The organism is Candidatus Methylomicrobium oryzae, assembly GCF_016745425.1.
Classification (GTDB): domain Bacteria; phylum Pseudomonadota; class Gammaproteobacteria; order Methylococcales; family Methylomonadaceae; genus Methylomicrobium; species Methylomicrobium oryzae.
In genome coordinates this window covers 1-23,405 of the sequence record NZ_JAERVK010000026.1, presented here as the reverse complement: position 1 = coordinate 23,405, position 23,405 = coordinate 1, and the positions used below count along the sequence as shown (strand labels likewise).

General features: G+C 62.3%; 10 protein-coding genes. All 10 read left to right on the top strand.

Annotated features, from left to right (window positions below; genetic code table 11):
- The first annotated feature begins 69 nt into the window (after positions 1-69).
- Positions 70-1,680 carry a ShlB/FhaC/HecB family hemolysin secretion/activation protein gene (locus tag JJL52_RS20275; RefSeq protein WP_202054342.1) on the top strand — a complete coding sequence of 537 codons (1,611 nt, stop codon included), beginning with the start codon at positions 70-72 and terminating at the stop codon, positions 1,678-1,680.
- 21 nt (positions 1,681-1,701) lie between these two features.
- On the top strand, positions 1,702-12,024 hold the full coding sequence (locus tag JJL52_RS20270; protein ID WP_202054341.1) for a filamentous hemagglutinin family protein: 10,323 nt from the start codon (positions 1,702-1,704) through the stop codon (positions 12,022-12,024).
- A 307-nt stretch (positions 12,025-12,331) separates the two neighbouring features.
- A complete protein-coding gene (locus tag JJL52_RS20265) occupies positions 12,332-14,158 on the top strand; it encodes a DUF2341 domain-containing protein (protein ID WP_202054340.1) in 1,827 nt (608 codons plus the stop codon).
- Positions 14,155-14,559, top strand: coding sequence for an ExbD/TolR family protein (locus JJL52_RS20260; RefSeq protein WP_202054339.1), 405 nt, complete (start codon positions 14,155-14,157; stop codon positions 14,557-14,559). The genes JJL52_RS20265 and JJL52_RS20260 overlap by 4 nt, the downstream gene beginning before the upstream one ends.
- A 5-nt stretch (positions 14,560-14,564) precedes the next feature.
- Complete coding sequence (locus JJL52_RS20255) at positions 14,565-15,236, top strand: energy transducer TonB family protein (protein WP_202054338.1); 672 nt, start codon at positions 14,565-14,567, stop codon at positions 15,234-15,236.
- A 76-nt stretch (positions 15,237-15,312) separates the two neighbouring features.
- A complete protein-coding gene (locus tag JJL52_RS20250; protein WP_202054337.1) occupies positions 15,313-17,148 on the top strand; it encodes a putative porin in 1,836 nt (611 codons plus the stop codon).
- A 14-nt stretch (positions 17,149-17,162) separates the two neighbouring features.
- On the top strand, positions 17,163-17,891 hold the full coding sequence (locus JJL52_RS20245; protein WP_202054336.1) for a hypothetical protein: 729 nt from the start codon (positions 17,163-17,165) through the stop codon (positions 17,889-17,891).
- 232 nt (positions 17,892-18,123) lie between these two features.
- A complete protein-coding gene (locus JJL52_RS20240; protein WP_202054335.1) occupies positions 18,124-18,882 on the top strand; it encodes a rhodanese-like domain-containing protein in 759 nt (252 codons plus the stop codon).
- A gap of 578 nt (positions 18,883-19,460) precedes the next feature.
- Positions 19,461-22,187: a TonB-dependent receptor domain-containing protein gene (locus tag JJL52_RS20235; protein ID WP_202054334.1), complete on the top strand. Its 2,727-nt coding sequence runs from the start codon at positions 19,461-19,463 to the stop codon at positions 22,185-22,187.
- 46 nt (positions 22,188-22,233) lie between these two features.
- Complete coding sequence (locus JJL52_RS20230; RefSeq protein ID WP_202054333.1) at positions 22,234-23,184, top strand: SMP-30/gluconolactonase/LRE family protein; 951 nt, start codon at positions 22,234-22,236, stop codon at positions 23,182-23,184.
- Positions 23,185-23,405 lie beyond the last annotated feature (221 nt).

Sequence of the window (23,405 nt, the reverse complement as noted above, 5' to 3'; positions counted from 1 at the left end):
AATTCAATTGGATGGGTATTGGCACAGGATGTGCTCTGCGACTTTATATAGTACGAGTATTTCAAATCCATGCATAAATTCATCGGACGCGCCTTGCTGACATGGAGCGTTATTTCACTGTTCCCGCCGGCGTGGCCATCGGTCCATGCCGCGCCTGCCGAAGCAACGGAAGAGGTTCCGCCGGCGTTCGACCTGCTGATGTTCCAGGTGGACGGCAACACGGTGCTGGACCGGCAGCTGATCGAAAAAACCGTGTACCCGTTTCTCGGGCCCGGAAAGTCGATCGAGGATGTCGATAAGGCTCGGCAGGCGCTGGAAGACGTGTACAAGAAGAACGGCTATCCGACGGTGATCGTCGAAATTCCCGAGCAGGATGTGGTGAACGCTTCGGTCCGCCTGCAAGTGGTCGAAGGCACCGTGGAGCGGCTGAAGATTTCCGGCTCCCGTTATTACGCATTGGGCAGGATCCGGGCCGATATTCCTGCCTTGGCGGCGGGCAAAGTGCCTCACATGCCCGAGATCCAGCAGCAGTTGGCCGCCTTGAACCAGGCTTCGGCGGACCGCCAGGTCACGCCGGTTTTCCGCGCCGGCAATACGCCGGGCAAGACCGAAGTGGAACTGCATGTGAAGGACGAAGTCCCGCTGCACGGCAGCCTCGAAGTGAACGGCCGCAATCCGGAAAGCACCTCGCGGACGCGCCTGGTCGGTTCGCTGCGTTACGACAACTTGTGGCAGCGTTTTCACAGCGCTTCGCTGCAGTATCAGGTTTCTCCCCAAAACTACGACGAGGTGGAAGTCTGGTCGGGCACCTATGTGCTGCCGACCGGCTGGGCCGATACGCGCCTGGCCTTTTACGGCATCGGGATCAATTCCAATACCGCGATCGGCACCAGCGTGGGCGGCCTGACCGTGGTCGGCAGCGGCGACATTTACGGCACCCGCCTGATCAAGCCTTTCGGGCTGCAGGAGAACGCCACCCACAGCCTGACCCTGGGTTTCGACTACAAGAGTTTCAACCAGGGTGTGACGCTGCAGGGCCAGGACATGGCGCCGACGCCGGTCAGTTATCCGGCCTTTCAAATCGGCTACGACGGCAGCTGGCGGCAGCCGGGCGCGATGACCAGCCTGGGCGCCGCGCTCAATTTTTCGGCCCGCGGGCTGGGCAGCGACCCGCAGGAATTCGAAAACCGGCGCAAGGACGCCCCGACCAATTACGCCTATCTGACCGCCAACCTGAAACACTTGCGCGAATTGTTCCGGGACTTCCGGCTGGCGGTCCGCGCGTCCGGGCAACTTTCCTACAGCCCGCTGATCAGCAACGAACAGTTTTCCGCCGGCGGGCCGGGCAGCGTGCGCGGCTACCACCAGACCCAGCAGCTCGGCGACGACGGTCTGAACGCATCCTTGGAACTCCAGTCGCCGCTGCTGAAGCGGCAGGACTGGGACTTCGTCGATAGCCTGCGCCTGCATGCTTTCGTCGATTACGCCTACCTGTGGATCCAGCATCCTTTGCCGGACACGCCTTCCTTTTACCGGCTGGCCGGCGCGGGCATCGGCCTGCACGCGCAGTTGTTCAAGCACTGGAACGGCGAAGTGGAATGGGCTTATCCGTTCTACCGGCAGGGCACGGTCGATGTCGGCAACCAGCGCATCGATTTTCGTCTTGCCTATGAATTTTAATTTTGCTGCAACCCTTTCGTCATGAAACAGGATTCCGCTCTCAGAAAGAATGAACATGCATTCCGGCTCAAGCCACTGGTCACCGCGATCAGGATGCTGATCGCCGGCGGTCTGGCGCTCGGGATGGATGTGCCGCCCGTACGTGCCGAATTGCCGGTGCCGCTGAACACCGGCCCGTTGACCCAGACGCCGGTCGATATCGCGACCCAAGGCCAGGCGACCGCCCAGGTCGCCGGCAATGCGTTGAACATCAAGCAGATTACCGACAAGGCGACGCTGGACTGGAAAAGCTTCAACATCGACGCGGGCAGCAGCGTGCGCTTCGACCAGCCGGGTTCGACGTCGATCGCGCTGAACCGGATCCACGACCTGAGCCCGAGCCGTATCCTGGGCTCCCTGCAAGCCAACGGCCAGGTTTACCTGGTCAATCAGAACGGTTTCGTGTTCGGCAAGGATTCGCAGGTCAATGTGAACTCGCTGGTCGCGACGACGCTGGGCATCAGCGACGAAACCTTCCAGCGCGGCATCACCAAAGTTTTCGATATCAACAACAGCGCCGCCTTGCAGGGCAGCGGCGAAATCTACCTGAAAAACGACCAGGGCCAGTATGTACGCGACCAGAACGGCGATAAGGTCAAGATCCAGATTTTCATCGAAAACGGGGCGCAGATCAAAACCCAGGGCGCCGGCGGCCGGGTGATCATTGCGGCGCCGAGCGTGACCAATGTCGGCAGGATCGAAACGCCGGACGGCCAGACGATCGTCGCGGCCGCCCAGGACAAGGTCTATCTCCAGGAAGCCGGCAGCGATTCGGATATCCGCGGCCTGCTGGTCGAAGTGAATAAAGGCGGCGAAGTCAACAACCTCGGCAAAATCATGGCCGAACGCGGCAACGTCAGCCTGATGGGCTTTGCGGTCAACCAGAAAGGCATCGCTTCGGCGACCACCTCGGTGCAGTTGAACGGCACGGTCAGACTGCTGGCGCGCGAGGGCATCCAAAACCCTGCCTCGACCGGCGGCAAGCTGCGGCCCGCGGCGACGGTCCGGACGGCCGATGCGGGCGACGGCCTCGGCACCCGGGCGACCGTGACGTTGGACAAAGGCAGCGTGACCCGCGTCGAACTGGATGCCGACAAAACCGCGACCGCGATCGACGCCCAGGCGCAGCCGCGTTCGAAAATCGAAATCAGCGGCCATCAGGTCAGGCTGAAGGACCAGTCCCTGGTGCAGGCGAAATCGGGCAACGTATCGATTCAGGCGGTGGACAATCCGGCCAATCCGACGATCAAAGGCAACGCGCGGATCTACCTGGAAAGCGGCAGCAAGGTGGACGTGTCCGGCGTCAAGAACGTCAGCCTGGCGATGGAGCGGAATGTCGTCGAAGTCGAGCTGCGCAAGAACGAACTGCGCGATTCGCCCTTACAGCGCGACGGCGTCCTGGCCGGCGAAAAGGTCTCTGTCGACCTGCGCGATGCCAATCTGGCCTACGATGCCGAGACCGGCGCCTTGACCAAAGCCGGCATCCCGCTCGCCGACATCAAGGGCGCGGTGGACCGGATCGCGCGCAACATCGACGAACGCAGCACGTCGGGCGGCACCATCGATCTGAAATCCAGCGGGGATATCGTCGCGAAGCCGGGCAGCACGCTCGACTTCTCCGGCGGCTCGGTCAACTACCGGGACGGCTTTATCAGCACCACCAAGCTGGTCTCGGGCGGCGAAATTTTCGATATTTCCGAAGCCGATCCGAACCGCCGCTACGATGCGGCTTTGCTTGGGGACCGGATCAAATACGCGCCCTGGGCGATCCGCCAGCGGTTGCCGGCGGCTTCGCTGACGCGGCGCTTCGAGGCCGGTTATATCGAAGGCAAGGCGGGCGGCAGCCTGAATATCAGCGCTTATGAAGCGCGGCTGGACGGCACGCTGAACGGCGCCACGGTCGTCGGTCCCTATCAGCGGACGCCCGATCAGCGCGCGCCGGGAGGCACGCTGAGCATCGACTTGAGCAACGACAATCTGTTCGGCCGGCAGGACATCGTGTTCGGAACCGCGCCGGTCTTGCCCGATTTGGGCGCGGACGACCCGCTGCCGCGCAAAGCCGAAGGTTCGGCCGAAGCCGCCGCATTGGTCATCGATCCGAGCCTGTTCCAGCGCGGAGGCATTCGGAATGTCGACATCAAAACCAACGGTTTGATACGGATCGACGAGGGTGCGCACATCGACATGGACGATCACGCGGCGCTGACCTTGGAATCGACGGGGTTCGAAATGTTCGGATCGATCGCCAGCCGTTCGGGCGAGGTGTCGTTCAAACCGATCGAGCTGAGCGCGTCGGGCCTGCTGCCGAGCTTCATTACCCTGGGCTCCCATGCCGCGATCGACGTCGGCGGCGCCTGGATCAACGACTGGCTGAGCGTCCGCGACGGCATGCCCTTGGCGGCGGCCTCGATAGACGGCGGCCATGTTTCGCTGGTCACCGAACAGGGCGATCTGCGCCTCGACAAAGGCAGCCGGATCGACGTCGGCGGCGGCGCCTGGCTCAAGGCCGACGGCTCGCCCGCGGACGGCAAAGGCGGCACCATCGATTTACTGGCCCAAACGCACCAGGGCGGCGGCAAGATTTCCAGCCTGCTGCTCGGCGGCAGCCTGTCGGGATGGGCGCTGCAGCACGGCGGCCGTTTGAACATCGGCAGCAACGAGGTCATTATCGGTCCGGCCGACGCGGCGCCTGGCCGTCCGGATTCCGCCGCGACGCCTCTTGTCCTGCAGCCCGGCTTTTTTCAGCAGGGCGGCTTCGGCGATTACTCCATCACGGCGAACTTTTACGGCTTGAAGGTAGCGGACAACGTGCAGTTGAAACCGCTGCAAAGCAATCTGCAGCTCAAGAGCGACACTTACCTGAAACCCAGCGGCACTTCCCTGAAAGGTGTCGCATCCGCGGTCACGCTGCCGGAGTTCGTGCGTGACCCGACCGGCCTGGCGCTGTCCGTAAGCCAATCGGCGAGCCAGGACCGTAACGCCGTGCTGAGCGTCGGCAAAGGCGCTGCGATCAGGTCGGACATCGGAAGCACCGTCGCCTTGAATTCGGATACCTCGATTTTCCTCGACGGCGCGATCGAGGCGCCGGGCGGTCAAATATTCCTGACTCTGGACGTGCCGACTGCGGGCGACAGCGGATTTTTCGCCTCCCAGGGCATCTGGCTGGGTGCCGAAAGCCGCTTGGCGGCGCGCGGCGTTTACCAAGCCGAACTGAATCCTTACGGCCTGCGCATGGGCGACGTGCTGCCGGGAGGCCATGTCGAGCTGACTGCGAACCGCGGTTATATCGTGGCCTATGCCGGCTCCGAAATCGACGTTTCCGGCACGGCCAGCACGCTGGATTTCAGGGAAATCCGGGACCGAGGGACCGAGGTCAAGACGGTGTCGAAGGCGGTTTCATCCGCCGGCGGCACGATCACTCTGAAGGCCGGGGAAGGCATCCTGGCGGACGGCACCTTCAAGGCGCAAGGCGGCAAAGGCGCAGGCGGCGGCACGCTGGCCTTCGAACTGGACGGCGGACTCAGGCAGAAGCCGGATTTTCCGATTCCGGGCGGGGGCTTTCCGGACGACCAAGCGGTCGCCAAACCGCGCTCGCTCGAAATTGCGGCGGACGCGGCCGCCTCGATTCCGGCCGAGTTGCGTCCGGGCGACGCGATCGGCGGCGCCTACAACGGCCGCGCCTTGCTGAGCGCCGATAAACTGAACGCCTCCGGCGCCGCTTCGCTGTCGTTCAAGACCGATGCGGCCGCGGGCAACCGGCATACCGGCAGCATTCTGTTCAAGGGCGACGTTAAGCTCGATGCGGCCGGAAGCATCCTGCTGGATTCCCCCACCCTGAAAACCCAGGATGGGCAGGTGGTCCTGAACACCGCTTACGCGGCGCTGGGCTCGACGCAAAGCCGGCTCGATACGGCGTTGGGCGACGGCTCGTTTTCAAGCAGTCTGGCGCCGGATGCGGTCGGCGGCAGCGGCCGGTTCACCGTCAACGCGAAGGGTATCGACCTGGTCGGCGGCCTGAGCTTCAACGGTTTCGGAGACGTCAAGCTGGCCAGCGCGGGCGACGTGCGGGCGGTGGGCATCCGCGTGCGCCGCGACACCAAGGATTTTCTCGGCGAACTGAAGCTGGACGGTGATCTGACGATCGCTGCGGGCCAGGTCTATCCGGCCACGCTGACCGACTACACGATCAATGTGAGCGGCGACGGCCGAACCGTGCGCATCGAAAACAGCGGCGGCGCTTCGGCGCCGGTGCTGTCGGCGGGCGGCCGCCTGACCGTCAATGCGCCGAACATCGTCCAGGCGGGCGTGCTGAAAGCATCGTTCGGAACGCTGGCGCTGAATGCCGAAAAGACGCTGGAACTGGCGCCGGGCAGCCTGACCTCGGTGTCGGGCGACGGCCTGACCGTGCCGTTCGGCCAAGTGTCGGGCGGGATGAACTGGCTGTATCCGCTGGATACGACCGGCGCGATCAACCGGCTGATCGATACGCCGCCGGAAAAACGGCTGACCTTTTCGGGACAGGACATCGCGCTGCAGGACGGCGCGAAAGTCGACTTGTCCGGCGGCGGCGACCTTTACGCCTACGAATTCATTCCGGGTCCCGGCGGCAGCACCGATGTGCTGAATCCGAACAGTCCCGGTTTTACGCAGCAGTTCGCGGTGATGCCGGGGCTCGGCAATGCGCTGACGCCCTACGACCCCCTGGAGTTCCCGAAATCCGGCCTGACCGTCGGCGACAGCGTCTACCTGAGCGAAGGCGCGGGCTTGAGTGCCGGTTGGTACACCCTGCTGCCGGCCCATTACGCCTTGTTGCCGGGCGCGTACCTGGTCACGCCCAAAGCCGGATTCAAGGATTTGCAGCCCGGCCAGGTCCAGCAGGACTTTGCCGGCGCGACCATCGTCGCCGGGCGTTACGGCGCGCCGAGCGCCGGTATTCAGGATGCCCGCTGGCAAGGGTTCGCGGTCGAGAAAGGCGATATCGCCCGGGCCCGGTCCGAATTCAAGGATTATTCGGCCAATACGTTTTTTGCCGATAAAGCGGCGGCCGAAGGCACGGCTGCGCCGCAGCTTCCGAAGGATGCCGGCAGCCTGTCGATCGATGTCCGCAACAGCTTGGCCCTGGGTGCCGAACTCGCTGCGGCCTCTGCGTTGAACGGCCTGGGCGGCCAGGTGGATATCAGCGCCGACCGACTCCGCGTGGTCGGCAGCCGCGACGACGTGGCGTCGGGCCCGGCCGGCACGGTCAGCCTGTTCGACGGCGACCTGAACGCACTGAACGCACCGAGCCTGCTGTTGGGCGGCGTGCGCAGCAAGGAAAAGGGCGGACAGCGCGTGAGGGTGTCGACGCAAACCCTGAATGTGGCCGGCGACGCGCAATTGAGCGGCCGGGAAATCGTGCTGGCCGCGCGCGACCAGCTCAAACTGGAGAGCGGCGCCGTGGTCGAGAGCGCCGGCAATACGGGCAAGGCCGGACCCGACCTGCTGGTGGACAACAAGGGCGCGGCCAGCAGCGACGGCGCCTTGCTGCGGGTGTCTTCCTCGGCGCAGGTGAACGTCATTCGCGACAAGGCGGTGACCGGCAACACCGGCACGCTGACGGTCGAAGGCGGCGCGCGGCTCGCGGCCGGCGGTTCGATGGGGCTCGATTCGACCCGGAATACCGTGTTCGACGGCGACATCGACATGCAGGGCGGCTCGCTGGCGTTGAAATCGAGCCGGATCAGCCTGGGCGAGGCGCCCGCCGATACGCCGGGCCTGGTGTTGTCGAAAACCGCCTTCGATCTGGACGAATTGCAGCTGATCAGCGCGACCGACCTGGATATTTACGGCGCGGTCGGGATCGACGCGAAACGGCTCCAAATCGGCGCGGCAGCCATTAACGGCTTCAATGACGCCGGCTCCACGGCCGAGTTTTCCGCCGACAGCATCCGCCTGTTCAATAGCGGCTCCGGCTCGCAGCACAGCGGGACCGGTTCCGGCAGCCTGGTGTTCAATACCCGCACTTTCGAATTGGGCAGCGGCGCTTATGCGGTCGACGGATTCGGTCAGGTTACCGTGAATGCCACCGATGCGGTAAAGGGTACGGGACAGGTCCTGGATCCTGCGACCGGCAACAGCAGCCTGTCGGCGCCGGGCATCTGGCGCGTCGACGGCGACCTGGCCCTAAACGCCGGGCATTTCACCGGCGACGCAGGCGCCACGACCGCTATCGACGCCGTGGGCCATCGGGTGTCATTGGCTTCGCCGGCCGGGGCGGAAGGGCTTTCGCCGGCCGGCCTGGGCGTCCGCTGGTCGATCAGGGCCGATGCGATCGACAGCAGCGGCCGTTTCGATCTGCCTTCCGGGATTCTGGAACTGAATGCGCTGACCGGCGATTTGGCTTTGAACGCGGGCGCTTCGATCGACGTTTCCGGACGGACCGTCCCGTTCGGCGAACTCGATCGCTTCTCGCCGGCGGGCACCGTGATGCTGTCTTCGGTAGCCGGCAACGTCGACCTGGCCGCTGGCGCCGAAATCCGGCTGGCCGGCGATGCAGGTCTATTGGATGTGCGGGCGGCGCGCGGGCAATTTTTGTGGAACGGCTTGGTTAGCGCGTTGGGCGATGAACCGGCGAATGCCGAACAGCAGTCGGGAAGCCTGCGCCTCGACGCGCTGAGTTTCGGCGACGGCGGCTTTTCGGATCTGAATGCCAAACTTACGGCGGCCGGATTTTCCCAGGAAGTGTCGCTGCGCCAGCGCAGCGGCGATGTGACCGTAGCCGCCGGCGATACCGTGACGGCGCGCCGGTTCGATCTTTCGGCCGACCAGGGCAAGGTGAATCTGAACGGAACGCTCGACGCGAGCGGCGGCCAGGGCGGCGAGGTGGCGATTTACGGAAGAAACGGGATCGCGCTCGGCCCTTCCGCAAGAATCGACGCGAGTGCTTCCGCCAAGGGCGCGGAAGGCGGCCGCGTCACGCTGGATACCGTGCACCGGGACGACGCCGGCAGCGGCCTCCTGGATCTGGCCGGCGGCGCGATCGAACTGGCCGGCGGCGAGGGCGGCCTTGGCGGTGCGCTGCATCTGCGTACCGGCAGGGACGCGGGCAATACGGTCAACGTGGCCGCGATCAAGACCGCCATTACCGGTGCCGATGCAGACCGGAGCGTGCTGGAGGCCACGCGGATTTACGACGGCCAAACAACGATCACCGCCGCCAATATCGCATCCTGGAAAGCGGAGACCGCCGATTTCATGGCGCATGCGCCGGATTTCGCCGGCGCCGGCATCGCCCTGCTGCCGGGCCTGGAAATCCGCGGCGGGCAAAACCTGACGCTGGCGGATACCTGGGACCTGATCGACTGGCGCTACGGTGGCGGCAACGCCTTGCCCGGGTTTTTGACCCTCAGGGCCGGCAACGACCTGAATATCAATGCCTCGCTGACCGACGCCTTTGCGGTCGATTCGATTCCGGGCCAGACCAACCGGGTCTACCAGGACATGCTGCAAGCGGGCAAATCCTGGAGCTATAACCTGATCGCGGGCAACGACGTGAACCTGGCCGCCTCCTATCTGGCCAGGAATCCTTTGACGCCGAATTCGAGCGCGCCGGTCAAAACCCAGGTCAAGGTCCGGACCGGCACAGGCTCGATCGCGATCGACGCGGGCAACGACATCCGTTTCGCAAGCGACCCGTCCGACGCGACGGCGGCCGCGGCGGTCTACACGATCGGCACGACCGCCAAGTACACCCGCAACCAGCTGCTGCGCGGCGAAGTGCCCGGCGTGCCCGCGCGCCTGGCCGGCGAGAGCGAGGCGGATTACCTGAACCGCCTCGATCCGGCGTTGATGGACGACCTGCTCCGCTTCGGCTACCTGGATGAGACCCGGATCGGCACGCTGTTTCAAAAAGCCGAATTTCCGACCCGGGGCGGCGACATCAAACTGCGCGCGGACGGCGACATCGACGGCGTGAATACCGGGCAGAAAATGACCGATTGGCTGGTCCGGAGCGGATCCCTGGCGGACAACAAGACGCCGACCCTGTGGGGCATCAATATCAGCGGCGATCGCAGCAGCCAGACCGGCAGCATCCCCGCCGCCAAAGGCATCCGGAACTTCAACCAGAACGTCGGCGCACTCGGCGGCGGCAACGTCAGCGTCGAAGCCGGCGGCGATATCCGCGACCTTTCGGTGATGATTCCAACCACCGGCAAACCGCTCGGCTCGGTCGAGTCCGCACCGAACCAGTGGCTCAAGAACGGCATCGCGGTCAACGGCGGCGGCAATCTGGCGGTCACGGCCGGCAACGACATCGTCGGCGGCGAGTTTTATACCGGGCTCGGCACGGCCGCGCTGAAAGCCGGGGGCAGCGTGGCGGCCAATGGCGCGGGCAAGGGCGCGGTATTCGAATTGGGCGACGCCCGCTTCGACATTCAGGCGCGCCAGGACATCAATCTGAGCGGCGTTTACAACCCGACCGTGGCAAAACAGACGCAGCCGGTCGACGGCGAATCGCGGTTTTTCACCTACGGCGCGGACAGCGCGGTCGAGTTTTTGTCGACCGCGGGGAACATCCTGTTCCAGAACGACGCCGGCGCCGGTTTCGAATATTCGGTTTACCCCGGCATCGTGAAGGCGGCCGCGCTGTCCGGCGATATCGCCATCCACAAATCGATGACGCTGTTCCCGTCGGCGCAAGGCCAACTGGAGCTTTTGGCAGGCCGGAACGTCCGCTCCTCGGCGGCCGCCGGCGAGACGGTCACGGTGAACATGTCCGATGCGGACGTGTCGCTGCTGCCGGATAGTCTTTCGCCGACAAGGTCGCTGGAAGGCAGTCTGAAGGACGGCCTGATCAGAGCCCAGGAACGGCTCGACCCGTTCAGCCCGGTCGCAAACATCATTCACGCCGCAACGCCGGTGCACCTGAATAACGGCAGCAAGCCGGTGATTCGGGCCAACCTCGGCGACATCGCTTTCGCGCCCGGCGCGCAGGTGATTTTCTTCCTGCCAAAGGCTTCCGAATTCGTCGCGGGCCGGGATATCAGGAATTTAAGTGTGTCCGGACAAAATCTGAAAAACGACGATGTATCGCTGATTCAGGCGGGCCGGGACATCGCCTTCAATACCCAGATCAGTTCGGACGGCGTCGTGCTGGCCAATCCGAACAAGATCGAGGTGGGCGGGCCGGGCCAACTGCAGGTGCTGGCGGGACGCAATGTCAATCTCGGCAGTTCCGCCGGCATCCGGACGATCGGCAACATCGTGAACCCGGCGTTGAGCCCGAACGGCGCGTCGATCAATCTCCTGGCCGGGCTCTCCGACGCGATCGATTTCGACGGCTTTATCGAGCGCTATCAGGCGCAGCCCGAATACCGTGCGGCATTGCAGGCGCTGGCAGGTCTCGATGAACGCGGGCGGCGCGAACATCTGGACGTGTTTCTGAAGGTGCTGTTCGAGGAAATCAAGCAGTCGGCGGCCGCCGCGGCCGCGGCGCCGGCAGGCGGACGCGCCAAACTGTACCAGCGCGGTTTCGATGCCATTGAAACGCTGTTTCCGGGCGATCAATACGCCGGCGACCTCAGCCTCGTCTTCAGCCAGATCAAGACGCTGGACGGCGGCGGCATCAACCTGGCCGCGCCCGGCGGCAAGATCGACGTCGGGTTGGCGGGCCAGCTCGCGGGCATCCACAAGGCCGCGGACGAGCTCGGCATCGTGGTGCAGCAGGAAGGCGATTTGAACGCGCTGATCCAAAAGGATTTCAACGTGAACCAGTCGCGCGTCTTCACGTTGAGCGGCGGCGATATCACGGTTTGGTCGTCGAAAGGCAGCATCGACGCCGGCAAAGGCGCCAAATCGGCGATCGCGGCGCCGCCGCCGGTCACGCTGGTGGACGAGAAAGGCAACATCGTCACGATTTTTCCGCCGATCGTGTCCGGCAGTGGCATCCAGGCGATCGGCGACGGCCAGGTCACGCTGGCGGCGCCGCAGGGCATCGTCGACGCGGGCGAGGCGGGCATCAGCGGCGGGCAGATCGTGATCGCGGCGACGGCGGTGGTCGGCGCTTCGAACATTCAGGCTTCCGGCGGCACGGTCGGCGTACCGACCGCGCCGCCGGCGCCGGTGGTGCCTTCGGGCGCCGACAGCGCCGCGGCCAGCGCGGCGAAATCGGCCGCCGACAGCGCCGAAAACAGCGGCGGGCAGGACGACGATGAGCGAAAAGACAGCCGGAGCTCGGTCGTCAGCATGATCAGCACCGATGTGGTCGGTTACGGTGACTGCTCGGTCAGCGATATTCGCGAAGGCAAGCCGGGCTGCGGGATTTAAAAATCCGTAGGGTACGCTGCGCGTACCTTGTGCAGGACTCTCCACGGTTCTGGTTTTTTAAGGTACGCAGGTGTTTCAGGAGATCGCGCGCGAACGATGGGTTTCCTTGCGTCAGCCCATCCTACGCAGGTTGGCTTTCAAGGCAAGGGCAAAACCGTAGGATGTGCTGAACGAAGTGAAGCGCATCATTCGCATTAGTCGCGATTTGATGCGCCTCCTTGCGTCGGCACATCCTGCGAAGGCTGGCTTTAGGGCAAAGGCAGTGGCGCAATTTAATGAGCTTTCAATTTTTAGGACTTTATTTTCGATGAAAAAATCGCTTATCGGCCGTTTCCGGTTGGGAATGGCGCTTATCCTGATCCCGTTGTGCGCCCAGGCGTGGTGGAACGACGACTGGCCGTCGCGCAAACAGCTGACCGTGGATGCCGGCGCGACCGGCGCCGACATTGGGGAAACCCTGCACGACGTTCCACTGCTGGTGCGCCTGCACGCGGGCAACTTCGGCTTTTTTCTCGACCTGGCGGAAAACGGCAAGGACCTGCGCTTCATGCTGGACGACAAGACCCCGCTGAAACACCACATCGAAAAGCTCGATACGCTGACCGAGCTCGGGCTGGTCTGGGTCAAGGTGCCGGCCGTCCGCGGCGGCGAGAGCACCGACGGCTTTTCGATGTATTACGGCAACGCGAACGCGGCGGACGGTTCCGATGCCCAGGGCATCTATGACGCGAACCAGGCGCTGGTCTTCCATTTCCGCGAAGGCGAGGCGCTGCCGCAGGACGCCACCGCCTATGCGCTGCATGCGGCGTCCTCCAAGGCGGCCATCGATCCGGCCGGTTTCATCGGGGCCGCCGCGAAATTCGACGGCCAGGGCGGGATCGGCGTCAATGCGAACCCGGCCCTGGCGGTCACGCCCGACAGCGGCCTGACGTTCAGCGCCTGGGTCAAAATCGACCAGGCCCAAGGTGGCGCGACGCTGTTCGAGGCGAAGGATACGGCCGGACGGATCGAACTGGCGCTGGAAGGCACTTCCGCGATTGCCCGCTACCAGGGCGCGGGCGGCGATGTAGCGCAAACTGCCGCGGTGAATGTCGAGCCGGCGAAATGGCAGCATCTGGCGCTGGTCGCCCGTAAGGATGCGCTGGAGCTTTACCTGAACGGGCAGAATGTCGGCACCTCGCCGATCCAGCTGGCCGCGCTCACGCCGGCGCTGGCGATCGGCGGCGACGGGCAGGGCCGCAACCTGATCGGCCTGCTCGACGAAGTGCAGGTCGCCAAACAGGCGCGCAGCGCGAACTGGATCAAGCTGCAGTTCCGCAGCCAGAGCCCCGATTTCACCGTGCTCAATTTCGGCCAGGACGAATCCTCGGGTTCGGGCGACGACCTGAATTATTTCGCGATCATTTTGCAAAGCCTGACCGTCGACGGCTGGGTCGTGATCGCGCTGTGCGGCGTGATGCTGGTGATCAGCCTCCTGGTAATGGTCGGCAAGACCCTGACCTTGAACCGGGCCCGCAAGGAAAACGAAGACTTCCTGGCGCAATACCGAAACCTCGCGACCACCGATTTCGGCCGGCTGGATGCCGAAGAAACGGAGGAAGAGCGCGAGAACGAACAATCGGAGTTTCTGGCGGCGGTGGCTGGCAAGCACGACCATTTCCAGGGCTCGCCGATTTACCACATCTACCATGCCGGCGTGCAGGAGCTGAAGCTGCACTTCGGCGGCGCCGACACCGCGCTGAGCGCGGAAGCGCTGAACGTGGTGCGCGCCCGGCTGGACGCGGCCGTCGTGCGGGAGAGCCAGAAGCTGAACAAGAACATGGTGCTGCTGACCATCGCGATCTCCGGCGGCCCGTTCCTGGGGCTGCTCGGCACCGTGCTCGGGGTGATGATCACCTTCGCGGTGATCGCGGCGACCGGCGACGTAAACATCAACTCGATCGCGCCGGGCATCTCCGGCGCGCTGCTGGCGACGGTCGCGGGGCTGGCGGTCGCGATTCCGGCGCTGTTCGCCTACAACTATCTGTTGACTCGGATCAAGGATGTCACCGCTGACATGCAGGTGTTCACCGATGAATTCCTGGCGATCGTGTCGCTGCGCAGCGCCGACCGGCAGCGGGGAGCGCAGCCATGAAAGTCGGAGAGGAAGGCAAAGTCTACGACGACATCAACATCACGCCGATGCTCGATGTCGCCTACGTGCTGCTGCTGATCTTCATCATCATGACGACGGCCACGGTGCAGGGCATTACGGTCAACCTGCCGAAGGCCAGCAGCACGCCGTCCTTGTCGAAGCCGAAAACCAAGGCGATTTCGATCGCGCAGGACGGCACCATCTATCTCGACACTTATCCGGTTTCGATTCAGGAACTGGAAACCCGGCTTGCACAGTATAAGGCCGCGACGCCGGATTTGCCGGTTGTGCTGAAGGCCGACGCGACGATCCAGTATGAAAAAGTGATCGAGGTGCTCGATGTGGTGACCCGGCTCGAAATCGGCCAGCTCGGGCTGGTAACGCAGAAACTGGTGAAGTAACGGCGATGGATCGACGCAAGATATGGCTGAAGCGGCTGCCCGCGATCATCGGCGGCATCCTGACCCTACTGATCGCGGTCGGCGTGTACCGGCTCCAGGGCATGTTCGAAAAACCGCTGCAGGCGAAAAAACAGATCCAGCAGATCACCGTGATCCAGCCCCCGCCGCCCCCGCCTCCGCCGCCGGAACAGAAACCGCCGGAGCCCGAACCCGAGCCGGAAAAAGTGCCGGAGCCGGAGCCCGAGGAAGAGCCGAAGCCCGAGCCCGACGAGGCCGAACAGCCGCCCGGCGAGGAACTGGGCGTCGATGCCGAAGGCGGGGCCGGTTCGGACGGGTTCGGGCTGGTCGGAAAAAAAGGCGGCCGAGGCCTCCTGGGCGGCAGCGGCGGCAGCGCGATTCTCTGGTACGGCGGCCAGGTCAAGCGCCGTCTGGAAGGCGAGATGCAATCCCTCCTGGCCGGAACTCCGGCCGGCAAGACGGCCTACAGCGTACTGCTGAACGTCTGGATCGGCGCGGACGGCCGGGTCAGTCGTGCCGAGCTGGACTCGGGCAGCGGCAAGCCGGAAGTCGATCAGAGCATCCGCTCGGCCTTGCCGAAACTGCGTTTCGCGTTATCGAAAGCGCCGCCGGAAAACATGCCCCAGCCGCTGAAAATCAAGGTCACTTCGAGAATTTAAAACAGTATCTACATCGAAGCAATTGGCTACGGTGCAATCTCATCGAATCAATATTCAAGCATTACCGAGACTCACAATGATTGTTATCAGAAACACCCTGGCCGCCGTCCTGGCGGGCGCTTTTCTGTCGCCTGCGATGGCCGATGAGAAAGAGGATCTGCTCACCCTCAAGAAACAGATGGACGGCGAGCGCGAAGAGCTGCTGGAACTGAAAAACACCGCGGAAAATCTGGTCGAACTGTTCGTCGAACAGGGCCTGCTGGATAAGCAGAAAGCGGCGAGATTGATCAACAAGGCGAAGGCGAAAGCGCAAACCGAAGCGAAACAGCAGCTGGTCCGGGAGCAGGCGGAGAAACCGTTGGCGGACGATGCGGCAGTTCCGGCCGCAGGGTCAGGCGTTGGAGCCGGCAACGGCAACGGCAAACCGGTGTTTGTCGGTTATGTGCCCGAATTCGTGAAGGAAGAAATCCGCCGGCAGGTGCGCGCCGATTTGAAAAACGAAGTCGTCAAAGAAGTGAAGGCGGATGCCAAGCAGGAACAATGGGGCATTCCGGGCGCCTTGCCGGAATGGGTCGCGAATACCAAGCTCAGTTTCGATATGCGCATCCGCGGCGCCGACGATTTCTTCCAGCCGGATAACGAGCCGATGTACGATTATCTGTCGATCAACGAGGCCGGCGGGCATCTGGCGGCGCGCAATAAGGGCAGGGAATATTTGAATACCACGAAAGACAGGTTTCGATTTTCCGAACGCTTCCGTCTCGGTCTGGACATGAAGATCGCCGAACATTTGAAAGCGGGCATCCGGCTGGCGACCAGCAATATCCGCAACCCGGTGTCCAACGATCAGGCGTTGGGAAACACCGGTCAATCCTTCGAATTCGCGATCGACCGGGGATTCCTGCAATACGATTTCGTCGACAACAAAGGCAACGACTGGTTTACGCTGTACGGCGGCCGTTTTGCGAATCCCTGGGTTTCGACCGACGTGGTGTACGATCCCGACTTGAGCTTTCAGGGGCTGGCCGGCACCTTCCGGTACCGTTTCAACCAGGACTCCGCCAAAGTCAAAGCGTACAAGGCCGCGCTGACCAACGATTTGAGCGGGCGTTCGGGGATCAACTTCGGTCCGCAGACCCCGGATAGCGTTTTCGCCACGCTCGGCGTTTTCCCGATTCAGGAAATTAACCTGTCGACCGCCGACAAATGGCTGTTCGGCGGGCAGCTCGGCGCGGACTGGCTGGTGCGGAACGATTCGCGGCTGAAGGTCGCCGCCGCCTATTACGGTTACAAGAACATCCGTGCCCGGCCGAATGCGCGCGGCAGTTTCGAGAACGATTGGACCGCGCCCGAATTCATCCAGAAAGGCAACTCGCTGGTGCCGATCAACCTGAACGACGGCTTCAATCCCCGCTGCACCAGCGCGCAGAGTACGATCGGCCAGGGCTGCCTGTACGGCCTGGCTTCGGATTTCAATATCTTCAACCTGACCGCGATTTACGACGTCGACTTCTCGGGCACCCATGCGGTAATAACGGCCGATTACGCGAAAAACGTCGGCTATGACGCGGCCCGGATCGAGCGCGAGTTTCCGGGGCTCTTGGCGGACAATCGCGAAAAAACCAGCGCGTTTCAGATCAGGTTCGACATCGGCGATCCGGACATCCGCCGTTTCATGGCCTGGAACGTGTTTCTGGCCTACCGTTACGTAGAGCGCGACGCGGTGCTGGATGCGTTTACCGAATCGCTGTTCCACGCCGGCGGCACCGATGCGAAGGGCTGGTGGATCGGCGGCAGCTACGGCCTGGCAAGGAATACCTGGGTCAACCTGCGCTGGAGCAGCACCGATTCGATCGATGGCCCGAAGCTGAGCATCGATACGGCCGCGGTCGACCTGAACGTACGCTTCTAACCGGATGATGAATGATGAATAGGTTTCTGATTTCCGCCGGAATAAGGCATCCGAATTCGGCGAAAGGCTGGTGGTTATTGGCGTTTTGCCTGGCTGTGCACACCTGGAGCCCGGCAAGCCCGGCAGCGCCCAAGCAGAACGATGCCGCGGCGCAGGCCCTCAGAAAAGCGCAGGGCATGCTGCGGCAGTTGAGCGAGGAAAAAGCCGCGCTCGAAGCCGAGAAAAAGGCGCTTGCGGACGAAGCGGAAAAACTGCGCGGCGAAGTCGCCCGGCTCGAACCGCTCAAGGGCCTGGTCGAACAATACCGGGCCGGCCTGGAGAACTCGCGAAGTGCCAACGGCGCGCTGCAGGAACAGTTGCAGCGGGCGGGCACGCGCGAGCGCAATCTTCAGGACAAGCTGAAGGAAATCGTCGCCCAGGCCAAGTCGATTCAAAACGATAACCACCTGTTGGTCGCGGCGGTTCAGGAACGGGAAAAATGGATCGCCCAATGCACGGAAAACAATAAAGCTCTGATCGGGGTCAACGGCGAAATTGTCGATCAATACCGGAACAAGGGCTTTTGGAACAAGCTTGCCGAGGTGGAGCCGATTACCGGGATCGGCAAGGTCGAAACCGAAAATCTGGCCGAGGCTTACCAATTCAAGCTGCAGGATCTGAAGGTGACGCCGTTCGAAACCGAAGTGAACGCGGCTGGTGCTGGCCAGGAGCCTGTGTCCGAACAGGCGCGCCGGAGCGAATGAAACCCGCTTTCACCGCAGCTTGATGAATTGTTCGATTCACAGCAGCGGTGTTGATCGGATGTCCGTTGGCCAGCAGTTTTAATAAAACCAGCCCCGTATCGGCTGGTGCGCTGGTAATAAGTAATTGAAAAATAAAGTGCTTTTTGGGTTGATTTGATCTGGTATCGATTTTGCTTTTACCTGAATAGGACAGTTGTCCGTTCCTGAACCCTTGATCATTCTGAGTCAAATTATGCCAAACCGAAACAGCAAAATCTTATTGGCCGGAGTCGGCCTTCTATCGCTTTCATCGGCGATCGCGGACACTACCGGCAATCGTTACGGCTATCCGGTGCTGTACGAGTCCGAAATCAGCGCGGCTAGCGCCTGGCTGCATACCAGCCAGAACAAATGGAATAAATCCAAACCGCATGCGCCCGGCATCGGAGACATCAAGGACAAAAAACCGGTGATCCTCGATGTCCGCCGGATCGAGGAATATGTCGCCGGTCATCCGCCCGGTGCCTATAACATTCCGTTTCCGCATGTGACCGGCAGCCCGAGCGAAGCGAACGATTCGACCGATTACATCGGCTACGACATCTCGATCGATCCCGAAGTCGGCTTCCTGGTTGCGGACGGCAAAGACGGCACATTGCCGATCGAAGACTTCGTCGCTTATGTCGAGTCGGTTTTTCCGGACAAGGACCAGCCGCTCTACGTATTGTGCGCGACCGGCCACCGTAGCGTCCAGGCCGCCAATGCGCTGTCCAAGTACGGCCATTACACGCATGTCAGAAATATTTGGGAAGGCTACAATGGCCAGCCCAAATATGCTTATGCCGGAGCCGTTCCCACGCAACCGCTGGTTCAGCTCGACCTGAACAACGACGGCGTGGTCGACGGCAAGGACCGGGACGGCTGGGCGTATTTCCAGGGCCTGCCGACCGAAACCAAGTTCAATAACGAGCTGATCTTCCAGCCTTACCTTTCGCTCTATCCGCATGACTAAGCCTATCCGCCCGTCATTGCGCGATTATTACCCGGTAATCCGCGCAGGAGGCCATCTTCATCCGGCCTAAAGGTGTGAGTCAGGCCGGATCATGAAAAGTCTTTTGCTAGATCGCTCCTGTCCTACAGTGTCTACTTCTTGCGCGGGCTGAGAACTTTTTCTCAGCCCGTTTTTTTTTGCCCATCTGAAAGAATTTAACTGAGTCCGGAAGCCCTACGCTCGGCTATGAATGGCGGAAAGAATAATGTTCCCGCTGAAGACCGGGCAGACCCGTGCGGCACCGGTCGAGGGACTGCTGGCTCAAGTACAGATCGACAGCAGTGCCTGTGGACAAATCAGCAGGCTTTCTCGGCATATCGGGTAAACGTAAGGAAGATTTCAGAGGCCGATGAGGATTTAAAAACTTCAATATCAATCAATTACTGATCTTTACCTATGCCTACAGCTTGGCGGATAACGGTTGGCACATCGTTTGCGTTAAGGGTTGTAAACGGCCAACACAGCGTCAATCCCGCCCGGGACAGCCGATTGCGTTGGCGATTGACGGCTTTATCAACCCTTAACGCATAGGTGAATGAGTGAAAGAACATGCAACGGGCGTCTCTTCGTTAGACGCCGAACGGGAGAGCGCTCCCCCTGCAATCAGCCGCCGGCGCAGATTGGCGTCTTCCGTGGCGCTGGCCGTTGCCGGCACAGCGCTGCTGGGCGCCCACAACGCGTCTGCGGAGCCGGCCAATACGTCCGGCGGCGACTCGGTTGCCGACCTGAAGGCGCAGGTCGAGCGCCTGACGCGGGAACTGGAAGCGTCGAAGCAGCGCGAGCAGGAATTACTTCAGCAAGGCGCTGTTGAGGCGCCGTTGGATACCCCGGCGGCGGCCAGCGCCGCGGCCGGTGGGAGCGGGCAGGCCGGCGCGGTGGCGGCAGCCGCGCCGGAAGCAGCCGAAGAAGCGAAGCCGGAAGAGCCGAAGAATCTGGCCGAAGTGACGGTTACCTCGCGGCGCAAGGAAGAAAAGCTCCAGGAAGTGCCGATTCCGGTCGCGGTGATCGGCGGCGAGCAGATGAAACGGGACAACATCGTCAGCGTGCAGGATTTTGCACGGCGCGTGCCCAACCTCGGCGTGACCAACACCAATGCGCGGCAGACCAGTATCGCGCTGCGCGGCTTGGGCAAGAACAGCGGCAACGAATCGATGGAGTCCAGCGTCGGCGTGATGATCGACAACGTCTGGCAGTCCTGGGTCGGTTCGACCTGGGTCAATTTCGCCGATATCGACCATGTCGAAGTCCTGCGCGGCCCGCAGGGCACCCTGCAGGGCAAGAACAGCAACCTGGGCCTGATCAACGTGGTCAGCCAGACGCCCAGCTTCAAGCCGGGCTATTACGCCGACGGCTTCGCCGGCAACCGCAACTCCCTGCAGGGCAAGTTCGGCGCGACCGGCACGGTTTTGCCCGGCTTGCTGGCCTACCGGGCTTCCGGCTACATCGACAAGCGCGACGGCTTCGTCGAAAACCTGGATATCGCGGTTACCGACGGCAAGCTGCAGGAAACCGATTCAATGGGCGGACGCCTGCAGTTCTTGCTGACGCCGAGCGACGAATTGTCCGCGCGCTTCATTCTGGATCGAACCTCCTCCACGCAAAGCATGAGCGTGAACCCCAACATGCTGGATCCGGCGACCTTCGCGGACGGCACGGTGCGGCCGATCACCTACAGCTCCCGCCTGGCGCGCGACTGGTTCGATGTCTTCGAACGGTCCGGGCAGCCTATCACGGTGATCGGCGATCCCCGGAAAGTCGCGCAGGACAATAAACTGAAATCCCGCGCCGACAGCGAGGGCGTATCCGCCGAAATCAACTGGGACGTGCTCGGTCACCGGTTTACCTCGGTTTCGGCCTACCGGAACTCGCTGTTCGAACCGCACCATGACGGCGACCGGTCGGTGGCCGACATCATGCGCATCGGCGGCGTGACGGTCGACAACGAGCAATGGTCGCAGGAATTCCGGATCGCCTCCAGGGAGCCGGGGCCGGTCGATTACCAGGCCGGCGTCTTCACGATGCGCAGCGTGGCGGAAACCTTGAGCCAGAACCATTTCGGCGACGACGCGGGCGCTTTTTATGCGAACAATGCGCAATACGGGCGCCTGAATTCGACGGCGGTCGGCCGGCAGATGATGAGTGCCGCGCTGCGCGAATTGATGGACACCGCCTACCTGAATCCGGCTACCGACAGTTATGCCGCCTATGGGCAGATCAACTGGCATGTCACCGACGCGGCGACGCTGACCTTGGGTTTGCGCAATACGTTCGAGCAGCGCTCCAACTCGGGCAACCATTACGCCATCGGGGGCGCCGATTTGACCGCCTTGGCCTCTTCGATCGGCGCAACCGCGCAGAACCTGACCGACGCGCTGGCGATTCGGAACGGCCAGATCAGGCCGAACTGGGTAGCCGAACGGCAGGGCTTCGACCAGAACTCGCAGAACTGGCTGGTCAATCCGAGCTATAAAATCACCGACGACATCATGGCTTATTTCTCGGTGGCCGGCGGCCAGAAATCCGGCGCCGCGCAATTCAACGCGAATACCGGCGAAGTCGAAAACGTCGATCCGGAAGACGTGATGGATTACGAATTGGGCATCAAGAGCAGCTGGCTGGATAAAACACTGGTGTTCAACCTGAACCTTTACCAAACCGATGTGGAAGGCTTCCAATCGCAATTGGTCATACCGGATGAGCAGCGTCCCGGCCAGTTCAGAACCCGTTTGGGTAACGTCGAGGGCATCCAACTGCGCGGCATCGAACTGGAGTCGAGCTGGGACGTCACGCCCGGCCTGAATCTGTTCCTGAACGGTTCGTACAACCATGCGGTTTATACCGACTTCAAGAACGCGCCTTGCCCGCCCGAGGCGAACGCGGCGGTTTGCGACCAGACCGGCCTGACGCTGCCGAATGCGCCGGCTTTCACCGCCAACTTCGGTTTCGATTACCGGGTGCCGTTCGGTTTAGGCGTCGGCAGGGATTACGGCCTGCAATGGCACGCCTTCCTGGTGGACAGCTTCAAGTCCGCGGCCAACTATAACGCCAGCCTCTCCGCATCCGGCAAACAACCGGCCTATCACGTGACCGACGGCGGCATCGGGCTCGGCACCCGGGACGGCAAATACAACCTGGATCTGGTCGGCAGAAACGTCTTCGACACGATCTATCTGACCAATTCCAGCAACTGGTCCAGCACCGGCGCTTCCACCGGGACTTACGGCGATGCGCGTTATTACGGCGTGCATTTCCGGGCCAAGTTTTAACGCTTAAGACTCAACGCAATGCAATTTCAAATTTCAGGAGAATTTCATGTTACTTAAATCAATTTCCAGCTTAGGGCTGTTACTCGTTGCGGGTGCCGTGCAGGCCGACGATCCGGTCACGCCGGCGATACCGGGCGTCGCGGCCGGCGGGGTCGTAATCGAGCTGATCCAGGACGGCTTCAAGGGCACCGAAGGGCCGATCGCGCATCCCGACGGCAGCCTGTTGTTTACTGAAACCCAGGCCAATAACATCTTGCGTATCGCGCCCGACGACCAGGTGTCGGTGTTTTTGAAAAATTCCAACGGGTCCAATGGGCTGGCCTGGGGCAGCGAAGGCGAGCTGTACGCGGTGCAGACCGTGAAAACGAAGGTCGGCGTCGTGTATCCCGCCAACAAGAAAAAGACGCTGGCCGAAAAGTTCGAAGGCGTGGAATTCCAGCGGCCGAACGATCTGGTCCGGGCGAGCAACGGCGCGATTTATTTTACCGACAGCGGCACGCGGCCCACCAAAGAACAGCCCAATCCGCCGCCGTCGCATCCGGGCGTGTTTTACATTAGCCCGTCCGGCGAATTGAAACGGCTGGCCAACGATATCGAACGGCCCAACGGGATTCAATTGAGCAAAGATGAAAAAGTGCTGTATGTGGCGAACACGTTGGGCGAACACATCCTCGCCTACGACATCGCCGCCGACGGATCGATTTCGAACCGGCGCAACTTCGCCAAGCTGGAAGGCTGGAAACAGGGCGAAGAGGGCTGGTCCAGCGGCGCCGACGGCCTGGCGCTAGACGACGAAAGTCGTCTGTATGTAGCCTCGAATGCCGGCGTCGAGGTCTTCGATGCGGCAGGCGGAGCGCTGGGCGTGATTCCGATCCCGAAGAAGCCGCAAAATCTGGCGTTCGCAGGTAAGGACAAGAAAATCCTGTATGTGGTCGGGCGCGGCGCCGCCTACAAAATTCCGCTGCTGGCGCAAGGCATCGGCAGCCGGGCGAAGTAAGGCATCCGTATCCATTCGTTTTAGTCCCGTAGTGTGCCTCTCTTGGCGGGTCAAGGATTGATTCCTTGGCCCGTTTTTTTTTTGTTGATTGTTCTGTTGTCTGTAATGTCGATGCGGGGCAGGGCAATCCGAGCGGGGCGGGGTTTATAATCCCGTCCGGCATGCGGTAGATACTGTTATCCGCGTCAAGCCTGATGAAGCGCAGGATCGAATGGTTTACC